We start from the raw sequence: 17,828 nt of genomic DNA, 5'->3' as shown, positions 1-17,828 counted from the left end.
AGTCGGGGTCTTGATGCAGGAATTCGATCCGAGACGGCCGACCTTGCGTCTGGCCCCGAAGGTCTTCACCGCGATCGCCGGTCTGGCCGCCCTGGGCCTGGGTTGGAAGCTGACGGCCACCGACGCGCCGATGCAGGTGGTCAAGGCCCCGCTGGACGCCAGCGCCCTGGCCGCCCTGCAACACGCCGCCTTCGCCAGCGCCGAGGCTCAACCGGGCTTCGAGCGTCCGGAATCCATCCCCGTGAAGGTGCGTCCCGGCGAGACCCTGGAAGGCGCCGTGCTGCGCACCGGCATCGCCCCCAACGACGCCCGCCAGGTGGTCGCCGCCCTGCAGGGCGCGATCGACACCGTCAACATCAAGGCCGGCATGGCGTTCGAAGCCGCCGTCGCCGAGCGTCGCAACGGCCGCGCCGGCTCGGCCCGCCTGATCGGCCTGTCGATGCGCACCAGCCCGTCCTCGACCCTGACCGTCTCGCGCACCTTCGACGGCGCGATGAAGCTGCGCGAGCTCGAGGAAAAGGTCACCGACGAGACCAAGGTCGCGTGCGGCGAGATGAAGGGTTCGTTCTACGAGAGCGTGGCCGACGTGGGCGGCACCCCGGCGGTGATCAGCCAGGCGGCCAAGCTGTTCTCGCACAAGATCGACTTCTCGCGCGACATCAAGGAAGGCGACAAGTTCTGCCTGGTGTTCGGCCGCAAGGTCACCGAAAGCGGCCGCACGGTCGAGGCCGGCGACCTGGAATACGCCGAGGTCAAGGGCCAGAAGTTCTACGCCTTCGAGCGCCCCGGTGAAGACGGCAAGCCGCAGTTCTTCGACGAGCTGGGCAAGAACATCAAAGGCTTCCTGCTGCGCACGCCGGTCGACGGCGCCCGCATCACCTCCACCTTCGGCATGCGCAAACATCCGGTGCTGGGCTACACCCGCGGCCACAAGGGCGTCGACTTCGGGGCCGGCACCGGCACCCCGATCCTGGCGGCCGGCGACGGCGTGGTGCTGGAGGCCCGCCGCTGGAGCGGCTACGGCAACTGGCTGCGCATCCGCCATTCGGGCCAGTGGGACACCGGCTACGGCCACATCTCGCGCTACGCCAAGGGCATCAAGCCGGGCGTGCGCGTGCGCCAGGGCCAGGTGGTGGCCTATGTCGGCTCCACGGGCCTGGCGACCGGTCCGCACCTGCACTACGAGGTCTGGCTGAACGGTCAGCGGGTCAACCCGATCGGCGCCAAGGTGCCCCAAGGCACGATCCTGGCCGGCGGCGAGCTGTCGCGCTTCAAGGCCCAGCGCAACCACATCGACCAGATGCTGGCCGACGCCGGCGAGGCGGCAGCCGACCCGTCGGCGCCGAAGATGGCGCTGGCCTCGCTGGACAAGGCCAAGGGCCCGACGCTGCGGTAGGCCACAACCGGGGGCATGCCCTTGCGACGTGTCCCCAAGTCCGGGCGCGGCGCTTGTTCACGGGGACACGCCGGAAGGGCATGTCCCCGTCACCAAACTTGACCATCTCCCCCGCTCGTCCCATCCCTGGGCGATGAAAGCGCTGCCCGCCCTCAAGCCCGACTCCGACGACATGCTGCATCTGGACGCCCTGCGCATCGTCGGGGCGCTGATGATCGTGGTGTTCCACTTCAACCGCTACATCAACCTGGATGGGCGCTGGCAAGTGGCGGACGACATGATCAAGGGCTTCAGCCTGATCGTGGACCTGTTCTTCCTGATCTCCGGCTACGTGATGGCGGCGATCTATACCGGCCGGCTGACCAGCTGGAACAAGTACGGGACCTTCCTGAAGAAGCGGGTGGCGCGGCTTGGGCCGCTGCACTGGGCGACCATGCTGGTTTTCGTCGGCGTCTGGGCGGCGGGCGTCGTGCACTGGGGCGGCGATGTCGATCCCAAGCGCTACGACCTGTCCTGCATCGTTCCCAACGTGCTGTTCGTCCACGCCTGGCATACCTGCCACAGCCAGACCTGGAACTTCGTCAGCTGGGCGATCAGCGCCGAGATGGGGATGTATCTGGCCCTGCCGCTGCTGTTCTGGATCACCGCGCGCGGGCGGATCGTCACGGCCCTGGCGGCGGTCGCCAGCTTCGTGCTGCTGCTGCTGAACCCCGACGGCGAGATGCCCTTCCACCAGTGGACCTGGAACTTCGGCGTGCTGCGCGCCGTGCCGGGCTTCCTGCTGGGCATGCTGGCCTTCCAGCTGCGCGACGTGCTGGGCCGGCTGCCGTTCGCAAGGTTCTGGATGTGGGGGCTGCTGGCGGTCTTCCTGGTCGCCTCGACCTTCCGGATCGAGCGGACGCTGCTGCTGCTGATCGTCTACGCCCTGGGCCTGGCCGGGGTCGCCGCCGACGCGGCCGGCGCGCAGGGCGGGGTCAGCCGCCGCCTGGCGCCCTGGGCCCAGCTGAGCTTCAGCCTGTATCTGCTGCACCCGATCGCCCTGAAGATGGGGATCAACTGGGTCGGCGTGGCCGGTTGGGGCCTGAACGGCGACGTCCTGCGGCTGTGGGTGCTGTTCTGGATCGTGGCCCTGATCCCGGCGGCCTATCTGTCGCTGGTGCTGTTCGAGCGGCCGGCGCGGGACTGGATTTCGGGGCTGGGCGCGAAGAAGACCCTCTCCCAGAGGGAGAGGGAGGGACCCGCCGCGTAGCGGTGGGAGGGTGAGGGATTAGGGACGGTCGACGGCGTGCCGGCACTCCGGTTGGCTCCCCACGCCCTCACCCTCCCAAGCTTCGCTTGGGCCCCTCCCTCTCCCCACGGGAGAGGGTTTTAAGTGAGCGAATCCACCCAGCCCGGCAGTTCCCCGATCGACCCCAGCTCCGCATACCGCGCGTGCTCCTTCGGCGCCGTCGCCGCCTCGTGGGCCCAGACCAGCGGGTAGGGGATCAGGGCCGCCCAGGCGCCGGCGTCCAGGGCCGGGATGATGTCGGACTTCGCCGAATTGCCGGCCATCACCGCCTGCTCGGGACCGGTGCCGTGGCGGGCGAAGACCCGGCGGTAGGTGTCGGCGTCCTTCTCCGAGACGATCTCGACGGCGGCGAACAGGTCGCCCAGCCCGGAGGCGGCCAGTTTCTGTTCCTGGTGCAGCAGGTCGCCCTTGGTGATCAGCACCAGGCGGTAGCGCTCGGACAAGGTGGCCAGGGCCTTCTCGACGCCGGGCAGGGGCTCGACCGGCTCGGTCAGCATCTCGCGGCCCGAGGCCAGGATCTGGCGGATCACCCCGATGCTGACCTGGCTGTCGGTCAGCTCCATCGCCGTCTCGATCATCGACAGGGTGAAGCCCTTGGCCCCGTAGCCGTAGAGCCGCAGGTTGCGCTTCTCGGTCTCGGCCAGCTTGGCCTCGATCTGCGCCTCGTCGCCATAGGGGGCCAGCAGCTCGACGAACCGCTTGTGGGTCAGGCGGAAGATGGTCTCGTTGTGCCAAAGGGTGTCGTCGGCGTCGATACCGACGGTGGTGACGGGCATGGAAGGCTCTCCGGGTCTCGGCCGGGTGATACGCCGCGTCGGCGCCCTAGGCAAAGACGCCAGGCAAAAAGGGGGAGAGCCGTCAGCCTTCCTTGTCGCCGCCGTCGTCCGGGTTTTCACCGTCCGTCCGGAACGTGCGTTCCTCGAGCTTGAGACGCTCCTCCTCGAACCGGTTGGTCAGGTGGAGCATCTGCTCGGTCAGGTTCGTCGAAACGGCCGAAGCTGGTTCTTCGTGGGCGTCGTCATGGAGATGGGTCATGCACAGGTACAGATACAGTTAGAGCGCCCCCGCCCGCACCAGACCTAACGATGTCGGCTACCCGACGTTCCCACGGCCAAGATAGGTTTTTCGCGCCCTAGAAGCTCTGCAGCAGGAAGATCGCCGCGCTGACCGGGGCGGCGGCCACGAGCATCACGCGCAGGCTCGTCTCGACCAGGCCGAACCAGCCGGTGTCGGCGGCGGGGGCGATGCGGGCGACGAGCGTGCTCATGGGATCAACTCCTTGAAGCTCCACCATGAGCCTCAAGAGATTAACGCGGGGCCGTCGCCGAGGGATGCCGCCCCGCGACAAGTTGTTCCAGCTGTGGCGCCGAGCGCCACACCCCCGCACCTGCGGCGGACAGAGGGGTTCCGGGCACAAGGCCCGGAATGACGGAGTTTAAAAAGTCCGCCGGATTCGAATGTCGGTAAGCCTCAGGCCCAGGACGGCGGCGGCTGTCGCGTGTCCGACGGCGGCGGGCGCACGCTGGCGCAGGCCGGATGGGCCTTGTAGACGCGCTTCAGCGAGGCGGGGAAGCGATGCAGGGCCGCGACCGGCCGGATCGGCCGCGCCGACAGGTCGCCGCCGCAGTTGGGACAGACCCCGGAGAATCGCGTCTCCACGCAGTCGATGCAGAAGGTGCATTCGAAGGTGCAGATCCGCGCGTCCGGGCTGTCGGGCGGCAGGTCGCGATCGCAGCACTCGCAATTGGGGCGCAGTTCGAGCATGGGCCGTCCTCCCGTGTTCTAATGCTTATTGTGGCGCTTAACCCTTCCAGCATAAGGGCTTGAGGGCTTCCCGCGCGAGGGGACTCTTTCACTGATCACGGGAATGTGGGGAGTCGCCCCGACTCCCGTGATCAGAGGGGTTGACCCCCCCGTCATACCCCCCTAGACACGCCGCCGTTTGCGCGGCGGGTTGGGGTTACACCCGGCCCGCCTTTTTGCGAGAATGACCGGCCTGTTCTGGCCCTGCGTTTAGGAGGCGCTTCCGAGATGTCCAAAGACCTTCTCCCCGGCGTCACCGGCGTTCTGGCCCTGGCCGACGGCACGATCCTGCAAGGCGTGGGCTGCGGCGCGACCGGCGATGCGGTCGGCGAGGTGTGCTTCAACACCGCCATGACCGGCTACCAGGAGATCCTGACCGACCCCTCCTACATGGCCCAGATCGTCGCCTTCACTTTCCCCCACGTGGGCAATGTCGGCACGAACGTCGAGGACCTGGAGCAGATGGCCGGCGGCGCCGAGACGGCCGCCCGCGGCGCGATCTTCCGCGACGCCCCGACCGACCAGGCCAACTGGCGCGCCAACAGCGACTTCGACGGCTGGATGAAGCGTCGCAACATGATCGGTCTGTCGGGCGTCGACACCCGCGCCCTGACCCGCAAGATCCGCGAGACCGGCATGCCGCACGGCGTGATCGCCCACTCGCCGACCGGCCAGTTCGACCTGGACGCCCTGGTCGCCAAGGCCAAGGCCTGGGCCGGCCTCGAAGGCCTGGACCTGGCCAAGGACGCCTCCACCACCCAGACCTTCACCTGGGACGAGGGCCTGTGGTCGTGGCCGGAAGGCTACGCCAAGCTGGACAAGCCCAAGTACGAGGTCGTGGTCCTCGACTACGGCGTCAAGCGCAACATCCTGCGCGCCCTGGCCCATGTCGGCGCCCGCGCCACGGTGGTGCCGGCCAACACCTCGGCCGAGGACATCCTGGCCCGCAATCCCGACGGCGTGCTGCTGTCCAACGGCCCGGGCGACCCGGCCGCGACCGGCGAATACGCCGTGCCCGAAATCCAGAAACTGGTCGCCAGCGGCAAGCCGGTGTTCGGCATCTGCCTGGGACACCAGATGCTGGCCCTGGCGGTGGGCGCCAAGACCGTGAAGATGGAGCAGGGACACCATGGGGCCAACCACCCCGTGAAGGACCTGACGACCGGCAAGGTCGAGATCGTCTCGATGAACCACGGCTTCACCGTCGACAGCGCTTCGCTGCCAAAGGCGGTCACCGAGACCCACGTGTCGCTGTTCGACGGCACCAACGCCGGCATCGCCCTGACCGACAAGCCTGTGTTCTCGGTGCAGCACCACCCGGAAGCCTCGCCGGGTCCGACGGACAGCCTGTACCTGTTCGAGCGCTTCGCCGGGCTGATGGACGCGGCGAAGTAAGCCGCCTTAAGGCCTAGCTTACACAAAACGACCACCAGACTGTCATGGCCGTCTCACGCTCCCCGCCGGGGGGCGTGATAGCCTTCTCGCGTTCCGGTTCACCTGCGACCCTTCGGCGAGGATCCCATGACCTTTGAACGCATCGGCGGCGAGACGATCGCCAACGCCGCTCTCGACGACTTCTTCCAGCGCGCCCAGGACGACGACCTGCTGGCCCATCTGGTCGGCCCGGTGATCTCGCCCGGCGTGCGGGCCTTCATGGCCGCCGCGCTCGACCTCGACAATCACGACGAGGCCCGCCTGGCGCCGGCCCTGGCCTGGCTGTCGGAAGAGGGGCTGGAGGACGACGACCTCGACCACATGGTCGGCCACCTGGTGCTGGCGCTCGAGGCCCAAGGCGTCGACGACGACCTGACCGCCGAGATCGCCGACCGCGCCGAAGCCCTGCGCGACGCGGCGCTGGGCGTCTGGCCGGAGGACGGCGACGAGGACGAGGAAGAAGACGAGGTCAATTCTCCCCCCATGGGGGAGGTGTCGGCGTAGCCGACGGAGGGGGGAGTAGTCGGCAATCAGCCGGATTCTGGGCCTTCGAGCCTAAAGCTCCCCCACCGATCGCTTCGTGTCGCCTCCCCCACAGGGGGAGGTCCCTTGCCCTGCTCCGCCTAAGTTCCGAACTGGATGAACGGCACCTTGTTGAACAGCTCGCGCTCGGCGCCGCGCGGGTCGTTCTCCAGGCGCGAGACGTTGTCGAACACCATGGTCTGGCGCTGGGTCAGGTCGTAGGGCGGCCAGTTGGGCAGGGACGAGGTGTTGGGGTTGCCGGTCCGCGCGAAGGCGATGAAGGCGTCGGCCAGGCGCTCGTGCATGGCCACCGCGTCCGGACCCGAGCCGGTGATCACGCCGGGGGCGTCGAAGTTGCCGAACACCAGCTGCATGTCCAGCGTGTGGGGCGCGCCCCATACGCCGCCGTCCTTGGGCGCGCGCCAGTCCAGCTGGTAAGCCCAGGCGGGGGCGCCGGCACGGGCGCGTTCCTCGTCCTGGATGATCGCCGCCTTCCACGAGCGGCCCGCCGTCGACGCCGCGAAATAGACGTCCGACGGCGTGTAGTTCGGATAGATCTTGCGATAAGCCGCCACCACCGTGGCCGGGTCGATGTCGATGCGGGCGTTGAACTGGCTGGGCAGCTTGGCGATCACCTGCTCCCAGGTCATGTCCAGCAGGGTCTTGTCGTAGCCGACGAAGCCGCGCGTCTCGTCATGGGTGTTGCCGCACATCATCGGCACGGAAAGGCCCACCGGCGAGGCGTCGGGGAAGAACGGGTGGCGGGTCAGGGTCCGCTCGTCCAGCACCGGACCCATATAGACCCCGCCGCTTCCGGCGATCGGGTCCGTGGCCTTCAGGCCGCCCAGGAATGTCTCGGCGGGCAGGGCGCGCAGGGCGGCCAGGTCCTTGACGCCCAGCTTGTCGATGAAGCCCTTGGCGCGCTTGGTGGCGTTGAACGGACCGGCGGCGGTGACCTGCTGGCCGCTCATGGTGGCGGCGCGGTGGAACAGGCCCTTGGCGCTGGGCATGGCCATCAGGGTGGCGATCTTGGCGCCGCCGCCGGACTGGCCGAACAGCATGACGTTGCCCGGGTCCCCGCCGAACGCGGCGATGTTGTCGCGCACCCACTGCAGGGCCAGGACCAGATCCATCTGGCCGGTGTTGCCGCTGTCGGCCACCGACGGATCGTCGAACAGCCGCGACAGGTAGAGGTAGCCAAAGGCGTTGAGCCGGTGGTTGACCGTGACCACCACGACGTCGCCGCGCTTGGCCAGCTTGGTCCCGTCGTACCAGGGGCTCGCGCCCGAGCCGGTGTTGTAGGCGCCGCCGTGGATATAGAACATCACCGGCCGCTTCTTGCCGTCTTCCAGCCCACCCTTCTTGCCCGCCGTGGCGGGCGTCCAAATGTTGAGGAACAGGCAGTCCTCACTCTGGCTCTCGCCGCTCTCGCCCTTGCCCTGGGGACAGGCCGCGCCGTAGGCCAGGGCGTCGGCGACGCCGGTCCAGGGCTTGGGCGGCTGGGGCGGCATGAAGCGTCCCGCGCCGCCGGTGTCGGCTCCGTAGCGCAGGCCCTTGAACACCTGGACGCCTTCGCCGGTCGCGCCGCGCACCTTGCCGTAGGTGGTGGTCACCACGGGGCCGGGCTTGGCGGCCAGGGCCGGGCTCGAGGCCAGGGCGAGGGCCGCGGCCGCGCCGGCGATCAGGCCGCGACGATCGACTTGGGTATGGTCCATGAGCTTCCTCCGACGCGGTTGGGCTCGCGTTCGACGGAATCGCTACCACGGATCATGACACCGGTGACAACCCCTTTTTGGGGTTCTCGGAGGAGGCCGCGAACCTGAAGGTCCTCCCCCTGTGGGGGAGGCGGCGCGAAGGCGCCGGTGGGGGGATTGGTCCCACCTCACCATCACTCCCCCCTCCGTCGGCTGCGCCGACACCTCCCCCACGGGGGGAGGGCCTAGAGGGCGTGAACCGCCTTCGCATGCTCCCGCACCACGGCCAGCGTCGACGCATCCGCGTCGAACACCCCGAACAGGCCCTGCTCCTCCTGTGGGGGATCGCCCACGTAAGCCCGGTCGCCCATCTTGAACCAGGCGTCCGGATGCTGGGCACGGCCCTCGCCGTTCCAGGCCCAGAAGTTGGTGCCGGCCAGGGGACCGCCGGCCTTCATGTCGGCTTCGACCAGGCCGAACATCATCTTGTAGAAGCGGTCGCGGTGCGTGGTCGGGCCGCCCGGCGTGAAGGCGCGGTCCTCGCGGATCAGACCGAACTCCTCGATCACCAGCGGCTTGCCCATGGTCTTGGCGATGGCGATGTGGCGGGTGACGTAGTCCCGGCACTTGGCCTCGCCGGCCGCATAGGTGGCCGGCTGGTTCTTGAAATCGATCCAGCCCCAGTTGTTGGGCCAGACGTGCAGGGTCAGGTAGTCGATGCTGGCCGGCTTGTGGGCCTCGACCACGCAGGCCTCGCGCTGCAGGCAGCCCATGGCGCCCTCGCTGCCGGTGGTGACCAGGTGGCGCGGGTCCAGCGACTTGATCAGGGCCGAGGTCTCGGCGATCCAGCGGTAATAGGTGGGCAGGTTCGGAACCCCGAACGCCTCGCTGCCGCCCGGGCGCGGCTCGTTGGCCAGCTGCCAGGCCATGATCGTCGGGTCGTCGCGATAGGGCTTGCCGGTGACGCTGCTGACCCGGCCGACCAGGGCCCGCAGGTAGTGCTGGAACAGCGCCTGGGCCTTGGCGTCGCCGTAGAAGCGGGCGGAGTAGTCGGCGAACTCCGGCCACGGATGGGCCGGGTCGCCCTGCTGGAACCACTGGCCGTTGCCGGTCCAGCGCAGGTAGGCCGGCATGCCGCCCGACCAGTCCCAGAAGTTGTTGACGTAGATCACCGCCTTCATGTCGCGCCTGGCCATTTCGGCCAGCACCACGTCCAGCCCCTTCAGCAGGTCCTGGTCGTAGTCCTCGCCGGGACCGCGGAAGGTGGGGGAGATCGCCACCTTGGCGGGTGACGTCTCGCCCGCGCCCAGGATGCGCAGGTTGGTGACGCCCAGGGCCTTCAGCCGGTCCAGCTCGCGGCCCAGCCGCGCGGTGTCGCCCGCCGCGCCCGGCGAGCCCAGCCAAGCCCCGTACCAGAGGTTCGCCCCGACGAAGCGATAGGGCTCGCCGCCCAGGCTGAGGCGGCCGTCCTTGACGGTGACGAAGGCGGGGGAAGTGGTGTCAGCGGCGCGGGCCCGGCTCGCGACCATCGCGGCGGCGCCCGTGACCAGCAGATGGCGTCTCGACAGCATGCTTGCCTCCCCTTGTTTTGACGCAGCCTAGCGGGAGGTGGCGGCGCTGGGGAAGGGATTAAATAAAATTGATTTCAGAATTTGCGTCTTTTCTCTCCCGGGGAGGGGCGGCAAGACGCTCCATGGAGACCCGACGGGGCGCGGATGGACTCAGGAAAGCCGGTCGCGGAAGTCCGTGTAGTCGAACTGCCGGACCAGTCTCAGCGTGTCGGTGTCGCTGTTCCACAGCGCGATCGCGGGCAGGGGGACGCCGTTGAAGGTGTTGGTCTTGACCATCGAATAGTGCGCCTGGTCGAGGAAGGCGATGCGCGTTCCCGGGGCCGGGACCGAGGCGAAGACGTAGTCGCCGATGATGTCCCCGGCCAGGCACGAGGGGCCGCCGATCCGGACCGACACGCCGTCATCAATTTCGCCCAGCATCGCGGGCCGGTAAGGCGCCTCGATGACGTCGGGCATGTGGCAGGTGGCCGAGATGTCGGTGACGGCGACGGGCAGGCCGTTCTCGAAGGTGTCGAGGATCTCGCCCACCAGGACGCCGGCGTCCAGGGCGATGGCCTCGCCGGGTTCGATATAGACCTGCAGCCCGTGGCGTTCGGCGATCTGGGCCAGCAGGGCGACCAGGTCGTCCTTGCGGTAGTCGGCGCGGGTGATGTGGTGGCCGCCGCCGAGGTTCAGCCATTTCAGGCCGCCCAGCATCCCCTCGAGCCTGGGCTCCAGCGACGCCCAGATCCGTTGCAGCGGCTCGAACCCCTGCTCGCACAGGGCATGGACGTGCAGGCCGTCGACGCCTTCCAGATGCTCCGGGCGCAGCTGCGAGACCGGAAAGCCCAGGCGCGAGCCCCGTTGGCACGGATCGTACTTGGCGACCTCGGCCTCGCTGTGCTCGGGGTTCAGGCGCAGGCCGATGTCGAACACCTGGCCTTGCTCGCGCTCCGCCGCGACGAGGTCGGCGAACCGCGCCACCTGGTCGGGCGAGTTGAAGATCACGCTGTCGGACAGCCGCAGGATCTCGGGCAGGTCCTGGCGCTTGTAGGCCGGCGAATAGGTGGTGAGGTGGCCGTGATAGTGCTCGCGCGCCAGCCGCGCCTCCCACAGGCCCGAGGCGCAGACGCCGTCCAGATATTCGGCGACGACGTCGGCCAGCGACCACATCGAGAACGCCTTCAGCGCCAGCAGCACCTTGGCGCCCGCCCGGTCGCCGACGTCCTTGAGCGTGGCCAGGTTGCGGCGCACCGCGACCTCGTCGACCACGAAACAGGGCGACGGGACGCGGTTCAAGTCGAAGCGGGCGAAGGCGCCGGGACCGCCGGCCTGGGTTTCCATCGTCGTCAGAACGCCAGCGGCGCCGCCAGGTCCTGGACCTTCCAGGGCAGACCGTGGCGGTTCAGCATGTCCATGAACGGATCGGGATCAAGCTGCTCCATGTTGAACACGCCCGCGCCCTTCCACTGGCCCGTCAGCATCAGGGCCGCGCCGATCATGGCCGGCACGCCCGTTGTGTAGCTGACCGCCTGGTTGCCGGTCTCGGCATAGGCTTCCTGGTGATCGCAGATGTTGTTGACGTAGACGGTCCGGGCCTTGCCGTCCTTCTCGCCCGTCGCGATCGTGCCGATGTTGGTCTTGCCCTTGGTGATCGGCCCCAGCGACGACGGCTCGGGCAGCAGCGCCTTCAGGAACTCGATCGGGATGATCTCGCGGCCCTGGAACATCATCGGCTCGATCCGGGTCATGCCGATGTTTTCCAGCACCTCCAGGTGCTTGAGATAGGAGTCGCCGAACGTCATCCAGAAGCGGATGCGCTGGATCTCGGGGTAGAACTTGGCCAGGGATTCCAGTTCCTCATGGTACATGAGGTACATGTTCTTTTCGCCCACCTGGTCGAAGTCGAACACCTGCTTGTGGCTCAGCGCGGGGCCTTCGATCCACTGGCCGTTTTCCCAGTGACGCGACGGGGCGGTCACTTCGCGCAGGTTGATCTCGGGATTGAAGTTGGTGGCGAAGGGCAGGCCCGTGTCGCCGCCGTTGCAGTCCAGGATGTCGAGCGTGTCGATCCGGTCCAGCAGATGCTTCTTGGTATAGGTGGTGAACACCGAGGTCACGCCCGGGTCGAAGCCGCTGCCCAGCAGCGCCATCAGGCCGGCGTCCTTGAAGCGGTCCTGATAAGCCCACTGCCAGCTGTATTCGAACTTGGCCTCGTCGCGCGGCTCGTAATTGGCCGTGTCCAGGTAGTTCACGCCGGCCGCCAGGCAGGCGTCCATGATGTTCAGGTCTTGGTACGGCAGGGCCAGATTGACCACCAGGGCCGGCTGCACGGCCTTGATCAGCGCCGTGGTCGCGGCGACGTCGTCGGCGTCGATCGCCGCGGTGTCGACGGTCACGCCGGTGCGCTGTTTCACGGACTGAGCGATGGCGTCGCATTTCGACTTCGTGCGGCTCGCCAGCGTGATGTGCGAGAAAATGTCCTTGTTCATCGCCATCTTGTGGACAGCGACCGAACCCACGCCGCCAGCGCCGATAACCAGCACCCTGCTCATTTGGGCCTCTCCTAAGCGTCTAAAAACCCTGTCCAGCATAGTCGCATGGACGAGGGGCGGGGGTCTTATCATGCGGATGACAGGTCTGCTAACCACTCGTAGCGGACCGCCGTTACCTCGGTTGCCGGCGCGCCGGCCGACGTGAAGGCGGCGGGGGCCTGATCCCGCCCTCTTCCCGTCGGCCGAGGGTTTCCGCGGCGTTCTACAGGTTCAGCAGCGTCGGATCGCCGCCCTGGGCCGTGATGTTGATGCTCAGCGCCCGCTCGACCGCGTAGCGCAGCAGGGCGTGAGGACCGCCGGCCTTGGGGCCGGTGCCGGACAGGCCCTCACCGCCGAACGGCTGGACGCCGACCACGGCGCCGGTCATCGAGCGGTTGACGTAAGCGTTGCCGGCCGGGACCAGGCGCTGGACGTCGGCCGCGAAGCTCTCGATCCGCGAGTGGACGCCCAGGGTCAGGCCGTAGCGGCGGGCCGCCAGGGCGCCGGCCACCTGCTCCAGGTCTTCCGGACGGTAGCGCACCACGTGCAGCACCGGGCCGAACACCTCGCGCTCCAGGAAGTCGGCGGCGGGGATCTCGGCCAGGACCGGGGCGAAGAAGGTGCCGGTCTCGGGGGCGGGCAGGGTGTGCAGGACCTTTGCCTCGTGGTTCAGGCGCACCAGGTGCTTGTCCAGCGCCGCCTTGGCCTCGGGGTCGATGACCGGGCCGACGTCGGTGACGGCCAGGGCCGGGTCGCCGATCACCAAGGCGTCCATCGCGCCCTTCAGGCCGTCGATGATGTGCTCGGCGGTGTCTTCCGGCAGGAACAGCAGGCGCAGGGCCGAGCAGCGCTGGCCGGCGCTGCCGAAGGCCGACAGGATCACGTCGTCGATCACCTGTTCGCGCTGGGCGGTGGTGTCGACGAACATGCCGTTCAGCCCGCCGGTCTCGGCGATGAACGGCACGATCGGGCCCTGCCGCTGGGCCAGGGTCTGGTTGATCCGCCAGGCGGTGTCGGTGCCGCCGGTGAAGGCCACGCCGTCCAGGCCCTCATGGGCGGTCAGGGCCGCGCCGACCGTCTCGCCGCGACCCGGCAGCAGGGCCAGCAGGCGGTGGTCCAGGCCCGCGGCGTGGTACAGCTTCACGGCCTCATAGGCGATCAGCGGGGTCTGCTCGGCCGGCTTGGCCAGCACCGCATTGCCGGCCGCCAGGGCGGCGGCGATCTGGCCGGTGAAGATGGCCAGCGGGAAATTCCACGGGCTGATGCAGACGAAGACGCCGCGCCCGGCCAGGCGCAAGGTGTTGGTCTCGCCGACCGGGCCTTGCAGCACCTCGCCCGCCAGGCCGAACTGCTCCTCGGCCAGCTTGGCGTAGTAGCGGCAGAAGTCGACGGCCTCGCGCACCTCGGCGATGGCGTCGGGCAATGTCTTGCCGGCTTCGCGCGCGAGGATGGCGCACAGGCGCTCGAGATTGGCCTCCAGGGCGTCGCCCATGGCGCGCAGGACATCGGCGCGGGCGGGGCCGCCGGCCTGGTCCCAGGCGGGCTGAGCGGCGCGGGCCAGCTTGAAGGCCTGGTCGATCTGCGGCAGCTGGGCTTCGGACACCACGCCCACCACGCGCTCGTGGTCGGTCGGGCTCTGCACCGGCATCGGCGGGGCGCCGGCGGTCAGCTTGCCGCCGATCAGCGGGCCGGACGACAGGGTCAGCTTGTCCAACTCGGCGACGTGGGCGGCCAGGCGGTCGCGGTCGGCCTTCACCGACAGGTCCAGGCCCGCGCTGTTCTTGCGGCGGGCGCCATAAACGTCGGTCGGCGTCGGGATCTTGGCGTGGCGGTCGGGATGGGCCTCGACCGCGGTGATCGGGTCGACCACCACCTTTTCCACCGGCACCCGCTCGTCGAGCAGGGCGTGGACGAAACTGGTGTTGGCGCCGTTCTCCAGCAGGCGGCGGACCAGGTAGGGCAGCAGGTCCTCGTGGCCGCCCACCGGGGCGTAGGCCCGCAGGGTGACGCCGTCATAGAGGTCGTCGGCGGCCTTGTAGAGCGCCTCGCCCATGCCGTGCAGGCGCTGGTGCTCGATCTTGACGCCGGCGTTCTTCGACATCCGGACCACGGCGGCCAGGGTGTGGGCGTTGTGGGTGGCGAACTGGGCGTAGAGGTGCGGGGCGGCCTCGATCAGGGCCTTGGCGCAGACCAGGTACGACAGGTCGGTGGCGGGCTTGGTGGTGTAGACCGGATAGTCCGGGCGGCCGGCGACCTGGGCGCGCTTGATCTCGCTGTCCCAGTAGGCGCCCTTCACGAGGCGGACCATCAGGCGGCGGCCGGTTTCCTTGGACAGGGCCGTCAGGCGGGCGATCACCTCGGGGCAGCGCTTCTGGTAGGCCTGGACGGCCAGGCCCAGGCCGGTCCACTCGCCCAGCTCGGGCTCGCGGCACAGGCGGTCCAGCAGCTTCAGCGACAGCGCCAGGCGGTCGGCTTCCTCGGCGTCGATCGTGAAGTTGATGTCGTACTTGGCGGCGATCAGGGCCAGGCGCAGGACGCGCGGATAGAGCTCGTCCCAGACGCGGGCTTCTTGCGTGGCCTCATAGCGCGGCGTCAGGGCCGACAGCTTGACCGACACGCCGTGGCCGGCTTCGGGGCCGGCCTTGTTGGACAGCTTGCCGACCGTCAGGATCGCGTCGGCATAGGACTTCTCATAGCGGGCGGCGTCGGCGGCGGTGCGGGCGCCTTCGCCCAACATGTCGAAGCTGCAGATGTCGCCGTCGTTGGCGGCGCGCTTGATGGCCGCCTCGATGGTGCGGCCCAGCACGAACTGCTCGCCCATGATGCGGATGGCCTGGCCGACGGCGGCGCGGATCACCGGTTCGCCCAGGCGGCCGGCGATCTTCTTGATGAAGGCCGGCAGGTCCTTCTGGGCCTGATCGTCGGGCTCGACGATCTTGCCGGTCAGCATCAGGCCCCAGGTCGAGGCGTTGACGAACAGGCTGTCGCTGCCGCCCAGGTGCGAGGCCCAGTCGGCCGAGCCGATCTTCTCGGCAATCAGCTTGTCGCGGGTGTCGTCGTCGGGGGTGCGCAGCAGGGCTTCGGCCAGGCACATGAGCGCGAGGCCTTCGCGGGTGCCGAGGCTGAACTCCTGCAGGAAACTTTCGACCACGCCCTGCTTGCGGACGCTGCGGCGGGCGCCGCGGACCAGGGCCTCGGCCTCGGCGCGGACCGCGGCGCGGTCTTCGCTGCTCAGGGCCTGGGCGGCCAGCAGGTCGGCGATCACCGCCGCTTCGTCGCGGTACTTGCCGTCGTCCAGGGAGTCCCAATCGGTCATGGTCGCCTCGCTATAGGTATATCGTCGCTATATCGCCGGCTTGTTCGAAGGTGCTTCGTTTGTTGCGTTGTCAGGCTGTACGATCTTCGGCAAAAGCGCCGGATTTCGCTGTTCACTCCATGGCTGCGGCGGCCTGTCGCGACGGCATGGGACTCCGAGGCGAAAACCTCGTCCTTCGACAGGCTCAGGATGAGGTTTTTCTACCGCTCGAGCCCTTAAACCGCTCGGCCTGTAAAATGGTCCTCATCCTGAGCTTGTCGAAGGACGAGGGCCACGCACCGCGCGGTCGCGTCAAATCACGACAATTGACAATTAAGGGGAAGGGGAGAGGTGGGAAGGGACGCGATACGGGGGGAGGTCGCGCGTCCCTTCCGCTCTCACACGGCGCCTACGGGGGAGAGGGCGCCGCGTCTGCGCTCCGCCGGGGGGAATGGCGGAGGCTGGTCCTAGTCCACCGGGGCGCCGAGGGGGGAGTGGCGGCCAAGCTCGCTAGGACGATCGAGGGTATAGTCCTGCTTCTTGTGAAGGTGCTTTGTTTGTCGATATAAAATTCCGAATTATCTTCGGTGAAAACGGGAAATGGCCATGTCTGCTCTAGATGACACCGATCGCCGGCTTCTGCGGGTCCTGCAGGCCGACGGCCGCATCACCAACGCCGAGCTGGCCAAGCGCTGCAACCTGTCGCCAGCCGCCACTTTCGACCGCGTGCGGCGGCTGCGCGAGCGGGGCTTCATCACCGGCTACGCGGCCCTGCTGGACCCGGCCAAGGTCGATCGCGCCCTGCTGATCTTCGTCGAGGTGGTGCTGGACCGCACGACCGGCGACGTGTTCGAGGAGTTCGGGGCGGCCGTGCGTCGGGCCCCCGAGATCCTGGAGTGCCACATGGTGGCCGGCGGCTTCGACTACCTGATCAAGGCCCGGGTGCGCGACATGGAGGCCTATCGCAACTTCCTCGGCGATATTCTCGTGAAGATGCCGGGCGTGCGCGAGACGCGAACCTATGCGGTGCTGGAAGAGGTGAAGAGCACGGTGCAGCTGCCGCTCTAACCCTTCTCCCGCTTCCGATACTCCGCCACCTTGGCCTTGTTGCCGCAGGCGCTCATCGAGCACCAACGGCGGTCGCCCTTGCGGGAGGTGTCGACGAACAGCACCGCGCAGGGCGGGCCCTCGCACTGGCGGATGCGGTCGCCGAAATCGCCGCCCAGCAGCGACACGCCCTCGCGGGCCAGTTCCGCCAGCAGGCCCCGCACATCGCCGGACAGATGGGCGCGGCCGTCGGCGCCCAGTTGCAGCGGCGCGGCGGGCAGGGCGGCGTAGCCGTTGAGCAGTTCGCGGTCGGCGTCGGGCAGGGCGGTCCCTTCGGCGCGCGACAGGGCCAGGCGATAGAGCGCCTCGCGCAGCGACCGAGCCTGGACCAGGTTGCCCTCGGTGGCGCCAGGCGCGGCCTGGGTCAGTTCCGCCGCCGTCAGCCAGCGGTCGAGGTCGGCGGGCGTGGCCAGCAGGTCGCGCGGCGCCGCGCCCAGCCGGCCGACCATCGTCGCCGCCAGGTCCAGGGCCGGACTGCCGCCGCGAAACTTGAAACCGTCGCGGATCTCCGCCTTCGCCGTCGTCATGTCGCGCTCCGAACCGGATTGACAGGTTACGGTGCTTCGCCGATGGTCCGCAAGCTAACCTAATAAATAGGTTACATGCTGGAGAGCGAGATGAAATCGATCACGAAACGTCGCCTTGGCGCGGGTCTGGCGCTGGCGACCACGTTGCTGGCGCCAATGATCGCCGGAGCGGCGATCGCGGCCGAGCCCTCGCTGGCCGGAACCTGGACCCTGACGGCGGCCGACCGCCTCAAGCCCGACGGCTCGCGGGCCCGCGACTACGGCCAGCATCCCAAGGGGCGGCTGATCATCGACGCCCAGGGGCGCTACAGCTTGCAGATCTTCGACGGCGACCGCCCGCGCATCGCCTCGGGCGACAAGGCCAAGGCCACGGCGGAGGAACTGGCCGGGGCGGTGATCGGCTCGTCGACCCACTACGGGACCGTCGCCATCGACCCGGCCGCCCACGTGCTGGTGTTCAAGATCGAGGGCGCGTCGTTCGCCAACTGGGAAGGGACCGAGCAGCGGCGCAAATACGCCCTGACCGCCGACAGCCTCAGCTACCAGGTGCCGACCCCGCGCCCGGACGGGTCGATCCCGATCTCGGAGTGGCGGCGGGAGCGGTAGGAGAACAAGCCGGGGACATGCCCTTGCGGCGTGTCCCCATCAGACGCAGAGCGAGACTTGGGGACACGCACA

At 68.6% G+C, this 17,828-nt stretch carries 16 protein-coding genes and 1 pseudogene; 7 read left to right on the top strand and 10 right to left on the bottom strand.

Annotated features, from left to right (window positions below; translation table 11 throughout):
- Positions 1-13: 13 nt before the first annotated feature.
- Both AC1DYP_RS17880 and AC1DYP_RS17875 read left to right on the top strand, forming a co-directional pair.
- Positions 14-1,396 carry a peptidoglycan DD-metalloendopeptidase family protein gene (locus AC1DYP_RS17880; RefSeq protein WP_477047457.1) on the top strand — a complete coding sequence of 461 codons (1,383 nt, stop codon included), beginning with the start codon at positions 14-16 and terminating at the stop codon, positions 1,394-1,396.
- Positions 1,397-1,529: 133 nt separating this feature from the next.
- Positions 1,530-2,645, top strand: coding sequence for an acyltransferase family protein (locus AC1DYP_RS17875; RefSeq protein WP_477047456.1), 1,116 nt, complete (start codon positions 1,530-1,532; stop codon positions 2,643-2,645).
- A gap of 119 nt (positions 2,646-2,764) precedes the next feature.
- On the opposite strand, the gene AC1DYP_RS17870 is transcribed toward AC1DYP_RS17875, so the two are convergent.
- From AC1DYP_RS17870 to AC1DYP_RS17855, 4 genes are all read right to left on the bottom strand, one after another.
- Positions 2,765-3,460, bottom strand: a complete 696-nt coding sequence (locus AC1DYP_RS17870) for an HAD family hydrolase (RefSeq protein ID WP_477047455.1) — start codon at positions 3,458-3,460, stop codon at positions 2,765-2,767.
- A gap of 82 nt (positions 3,461-3,542) precedes the next feature.
- Positions 3,543-3,719 (bottom strand): hypothetical protein, encoded by a 177-nt coding sequence (locus AC1DYP_RS17865; RefSeq protein ID WP_477047454.1) that lies wholly within the window; start codon positions 3,717-3,719, stop codon positions 3,543-3,545.
- A gap of 97 nt (positions 3,720-3,816) precedes the next feature.
- Complete coding sequence (locus AC1DYP_RS17860) at positions 3,817-3,951, bottom strand: hypothetical protein (RefSeq protein WP_477047453.1); 135 nt, start codon at positions 3,949-3,951, stop codon at positions 3,817-3,819.
- A gap of 203 nt (positions 3,952-4,154) precedes the next feature.
- Positions 4,155-4,448: a DUF1272 domain-containing protein gene (locus tag AC1DYP_RS17855; protein WP_477047452.1), complete on the bottom strand. Its 294-nt coding sequence runs from the start codon at positions 4,446-4,448 to the stop codon at positions 4,155-4,157.
- Between the two features lie 267 nt (positions 4,449-4,715).
- On the opposite strand from AC1DYP_RS17855, the gene carA reads away from it, so the two are divergent.
- On the top strand, positions 4,716-5,882 hold the full coding sequence (gene carA, locus AC1DYP_RS17850; protein ID WP_477047451.1) for a glutamine-hydrolyzing carbamoyl-phosphate synthase small subunit: 1,167 nt from the start codon (positions 4,716-4,718) through the stop codon (positions 5,880-5,882).
- Positions 5,883-6,008: 126 nt separating this feature from the next.
- Entirely contained in the window at positions 6,009-6,425 is a 417-nt protein-coding gene (locus tag AC1DYP_RS17845; RefSeq protein ID WP_477047450.1) for a globin family protein, read from the top strand.
- 119 nt (positions 6,426-6,544) lie between these two features.
- On the opposite strand, the gene AC1DYP_RS17840 is transcribed toward AC1DYP_RS17845, so the two are convergent.
- From AC1DYP_RS17840 to putA, 5 genes are all read right to left on the bottom strand, one after another.
- A complete protein-coding gene (locus tag AC1DYP_RS17840; protein WP_477047449.1) occupies positions 6,545-8,158 on the bottom strand; it encodes a carboxylesterase/lipase family protein in 1,614 nt (537 codons plus the stop codon).
- Positions 8,159-8,382: 224 nt separating this feature from the next.
- On the bottom strand, positions 8,383-9,708 hold the full coding sequence (locus tag AC1DYP_RS17835; RefSeq protein WP_477047448.1) for a glycoside hydrolase 5 family protein: 1,326 nt from the start codon (positions 9,706-9,708) through the stop codon (positions 8,383-8,385).
- 150 nt (positions 9,709-9,858) lie between these two features.
- Complete coding sequence (locus AC1DYP_RS17830) at positions 9,859-11,031, bottom strand: carboxynorspermidine decarboxylase (protein ID WP_477047447.1); 1,173 nt, start codon at positions 11,029-11,031, stop codon at positions 9,859-9,861.
- Between the two features lie 5 nt (positions 11,032-11,036).
- Positions 11,037-12,242, bottom strand: coding sequence for a saccharopine dehydrogenase family protein (locus AC1DYP_RS17825; protein ID WP_477047446.1), 1,206 nt, complete (start codon positions 12,240-12,242; stop codon positions 11,037-11,039).
- Positions 12,243-12,444: 202 nt separating this feature from the next.
- Positions 12,445-15,537 carry a bifunctional proline dehydrogenase/L-glutamate gamma-semialdehyde dehydrogenase PutA gene (gene putA, locus AC1DYP_RS17820; RefSeq protein WP_477047445.1) on the bottom strand — a complete coding sequence of 1,031 codons (3,093 nt, stop codon included), beginning with the start codon at positions 15,535-15,537 and terminating at the stop codon, positions 12,445-12,447.
- Between the two features lie 146 nt (positions 15,538-15,683).
- On the opposite strand from putA, the pseudogene AC1DYP_RS17815 reads away from it, so the two are divergent.
- Both AC1DYP_RS17815 and AC1DYP_RS17810 read left to right on the top strand, forming a co-directional pair.
- Positions 15,684-15,808 (top strand): annotated as a pseudogene (locus AC1DYP_RS17815) (hypothetical protein); the annotation flags it as partial.
- A 308-nt stretch (positions 15,809-16,116) separates the two neighbouring features.
- Complete coding sequence (locus AC1DYP_RS17810) at positions 16,117-16,584, top strand: Lrp/AsnC ligand binding domain-containing protein (protein WP_477032231.1); 468 nt, start codon at positions 16,117-16,119, stop codon at positions 16,582-16,584.
- Here AC1DYP_RS17810 and AC1DYP_RS17805 read toward each other — a convergent pair.
- Positions 16,581-17,150, bottom strand: coding sequence for a CGNR zinc finger domain-containing protein (locus AC1DYP_RS17805; protein WP_477047444.1), 570 nt, complete (start codon positions 17,148-17,150; stop codon positions 16,581-16,583). The two genes, AC1DYP_RS17810 and AC1DYP_RS17805, sit on opposite strands and share 4 nt — an antisense overlap.
- 90 nt (positions 17,151-17,240) lie before the next feature.
- On the opposite strand from AC1DYP_RS17805, the gene AC1DYP_RS17800 reads away from it, so the two are divergent.
- A complete protein-coding gene (locus AC1DYP_RS17800; RefSeq protein ID WP_477047443.1) occupies positions 17,241-17,756 on the top strand; it encodes a lipocalin-like domain-containing protein in 516 nt (171 codons plus the stop codon).
- The last annotated feature ends 72 nt before the right edge of the window (positions 17,757-17,828 follow it).

The sequence above is a fragment of the Caulobacter sp. P1_D6 genome, from assembly GCF_056406095.1.
Note: the sequence above shows the minus strand (reverse complement) of the source record. Positions and strands in the feature narration are given on the sequence as shown.

Bases quoted from the DNA above. Each gene is read 5' to 3' on its own strand.
- AC1DYP_RS17880 (WP_477047457.1), top strand. From the start codon at position 14: ATGCAGGAATTCGATCCGAGACGGCCGACCTTGCGTCTGGCCCCGAAG.
- AC1DYP_RS17875 (WP_477047456.1), top strand. From the start codon at position 1,530: ATGAAAGCGCTGCCCGCCCTCAAGCCCGACTCCGACGACATGCTGCAT.
- AC1DYP_RS17870 (WP_477047455.1), bottom strand. From the start codon at position 3,460: ATGCCCGTCACCACCGTCGGTATCGACGCCGACGACACCCTTTGGCAC.
- AC1DYP_RS17865 (WP_477047454.1), bottom strand. From the start codon at position 3,719: ATGACCCATCTCCATGACGACGCCCACGAAGAACCAGCTTCGGCCGTT.
- AC1DYP_RS17860 (WP_477047453.1), bottom strand. From the start codon at position 3,951: ATGAGCACGCTCGTCGCCCGCATCGCCCCCGCCGCCGACACCGGCTGG.
- AC1DYP_RS17855 (WP_477047452.1), bottom strand. From the start codon at position 4,448: ATGCTCGAACTGCGCCCCAATTGCGAGTGCTGCGATCGCGACCTGCCG.
- carA (WP_477047451.1), top strand. From the start codon at position 4,716: ATGTCCAAAGACCTTCTCCCCGGCGTCACCGGCGTTCTGGCCCTGGCC.
- AC1DYP_RS17845 (WP_477047450.1), top strand. From the start codon at position 6,009: ATGACCTTTGAACGCATCGGCGGCGAGACGATCGCCAACGCCGCTCTC.
- AC1DYP_RS17840 (WP_477047449.1), bottom strand. From the start codon at position 8,158: ATGGACCATACCCAAGTCGATCGTCGCGGCCTGATCGCCGGCGCGGCC.
- AC1DYP_RS17835 (WP_477047448.1), bottom strand. From the start codon at position 9,708: ATGCTGTCGAGACGCCATCTGCTGGTCACGGGCGCCGCCGCGATGGTC.
- AC1DYP_RS17830 (WP_477047447.1), bottom strand. From the start codon at position 11,031: ATGGAAACCCAGGCCGGCGGTCCCGGCGCCTTCGCCCGCTTCGACTTG.
- AC1DYP_RS17825 (WP_477047446.1), bottom strand. From the start codon at position 12,242: ATGAGCAGGGTGCTGGTTATCGGCGCTGGCGGCGTGGGTTCGGTCGCT.
- putA (WP_477047445.1), bottom strand. From the start codon at position 15,537: ATGACCGATTGGGACTCCCTGGACGACGGCAAGTACCGCGACGAAGCG.
- AC1DYP_RS17810 (WP_477032231.1), top strand. From the start codon at position 16,117: ATGGCCATGTCTGCTCTAGATGACACCGATCGCCGGCTTCTGCGGGTC.
- AC1DYP_RS17805 (WP_477047444.1), bottom strand. From the start codon at position 17,150: ATGACGACGGCGAAGGCGGAGATCCGCGACGGTTTCAAGTTTCGCGGC.
- AC1DYP_RS17800 (WP_477047443.1), top strand. From the start codon at position 17,241: ATGAAATCGATCACGAAACGTCGCCTTGGCGCGGGTCTGGCGCTGGCG.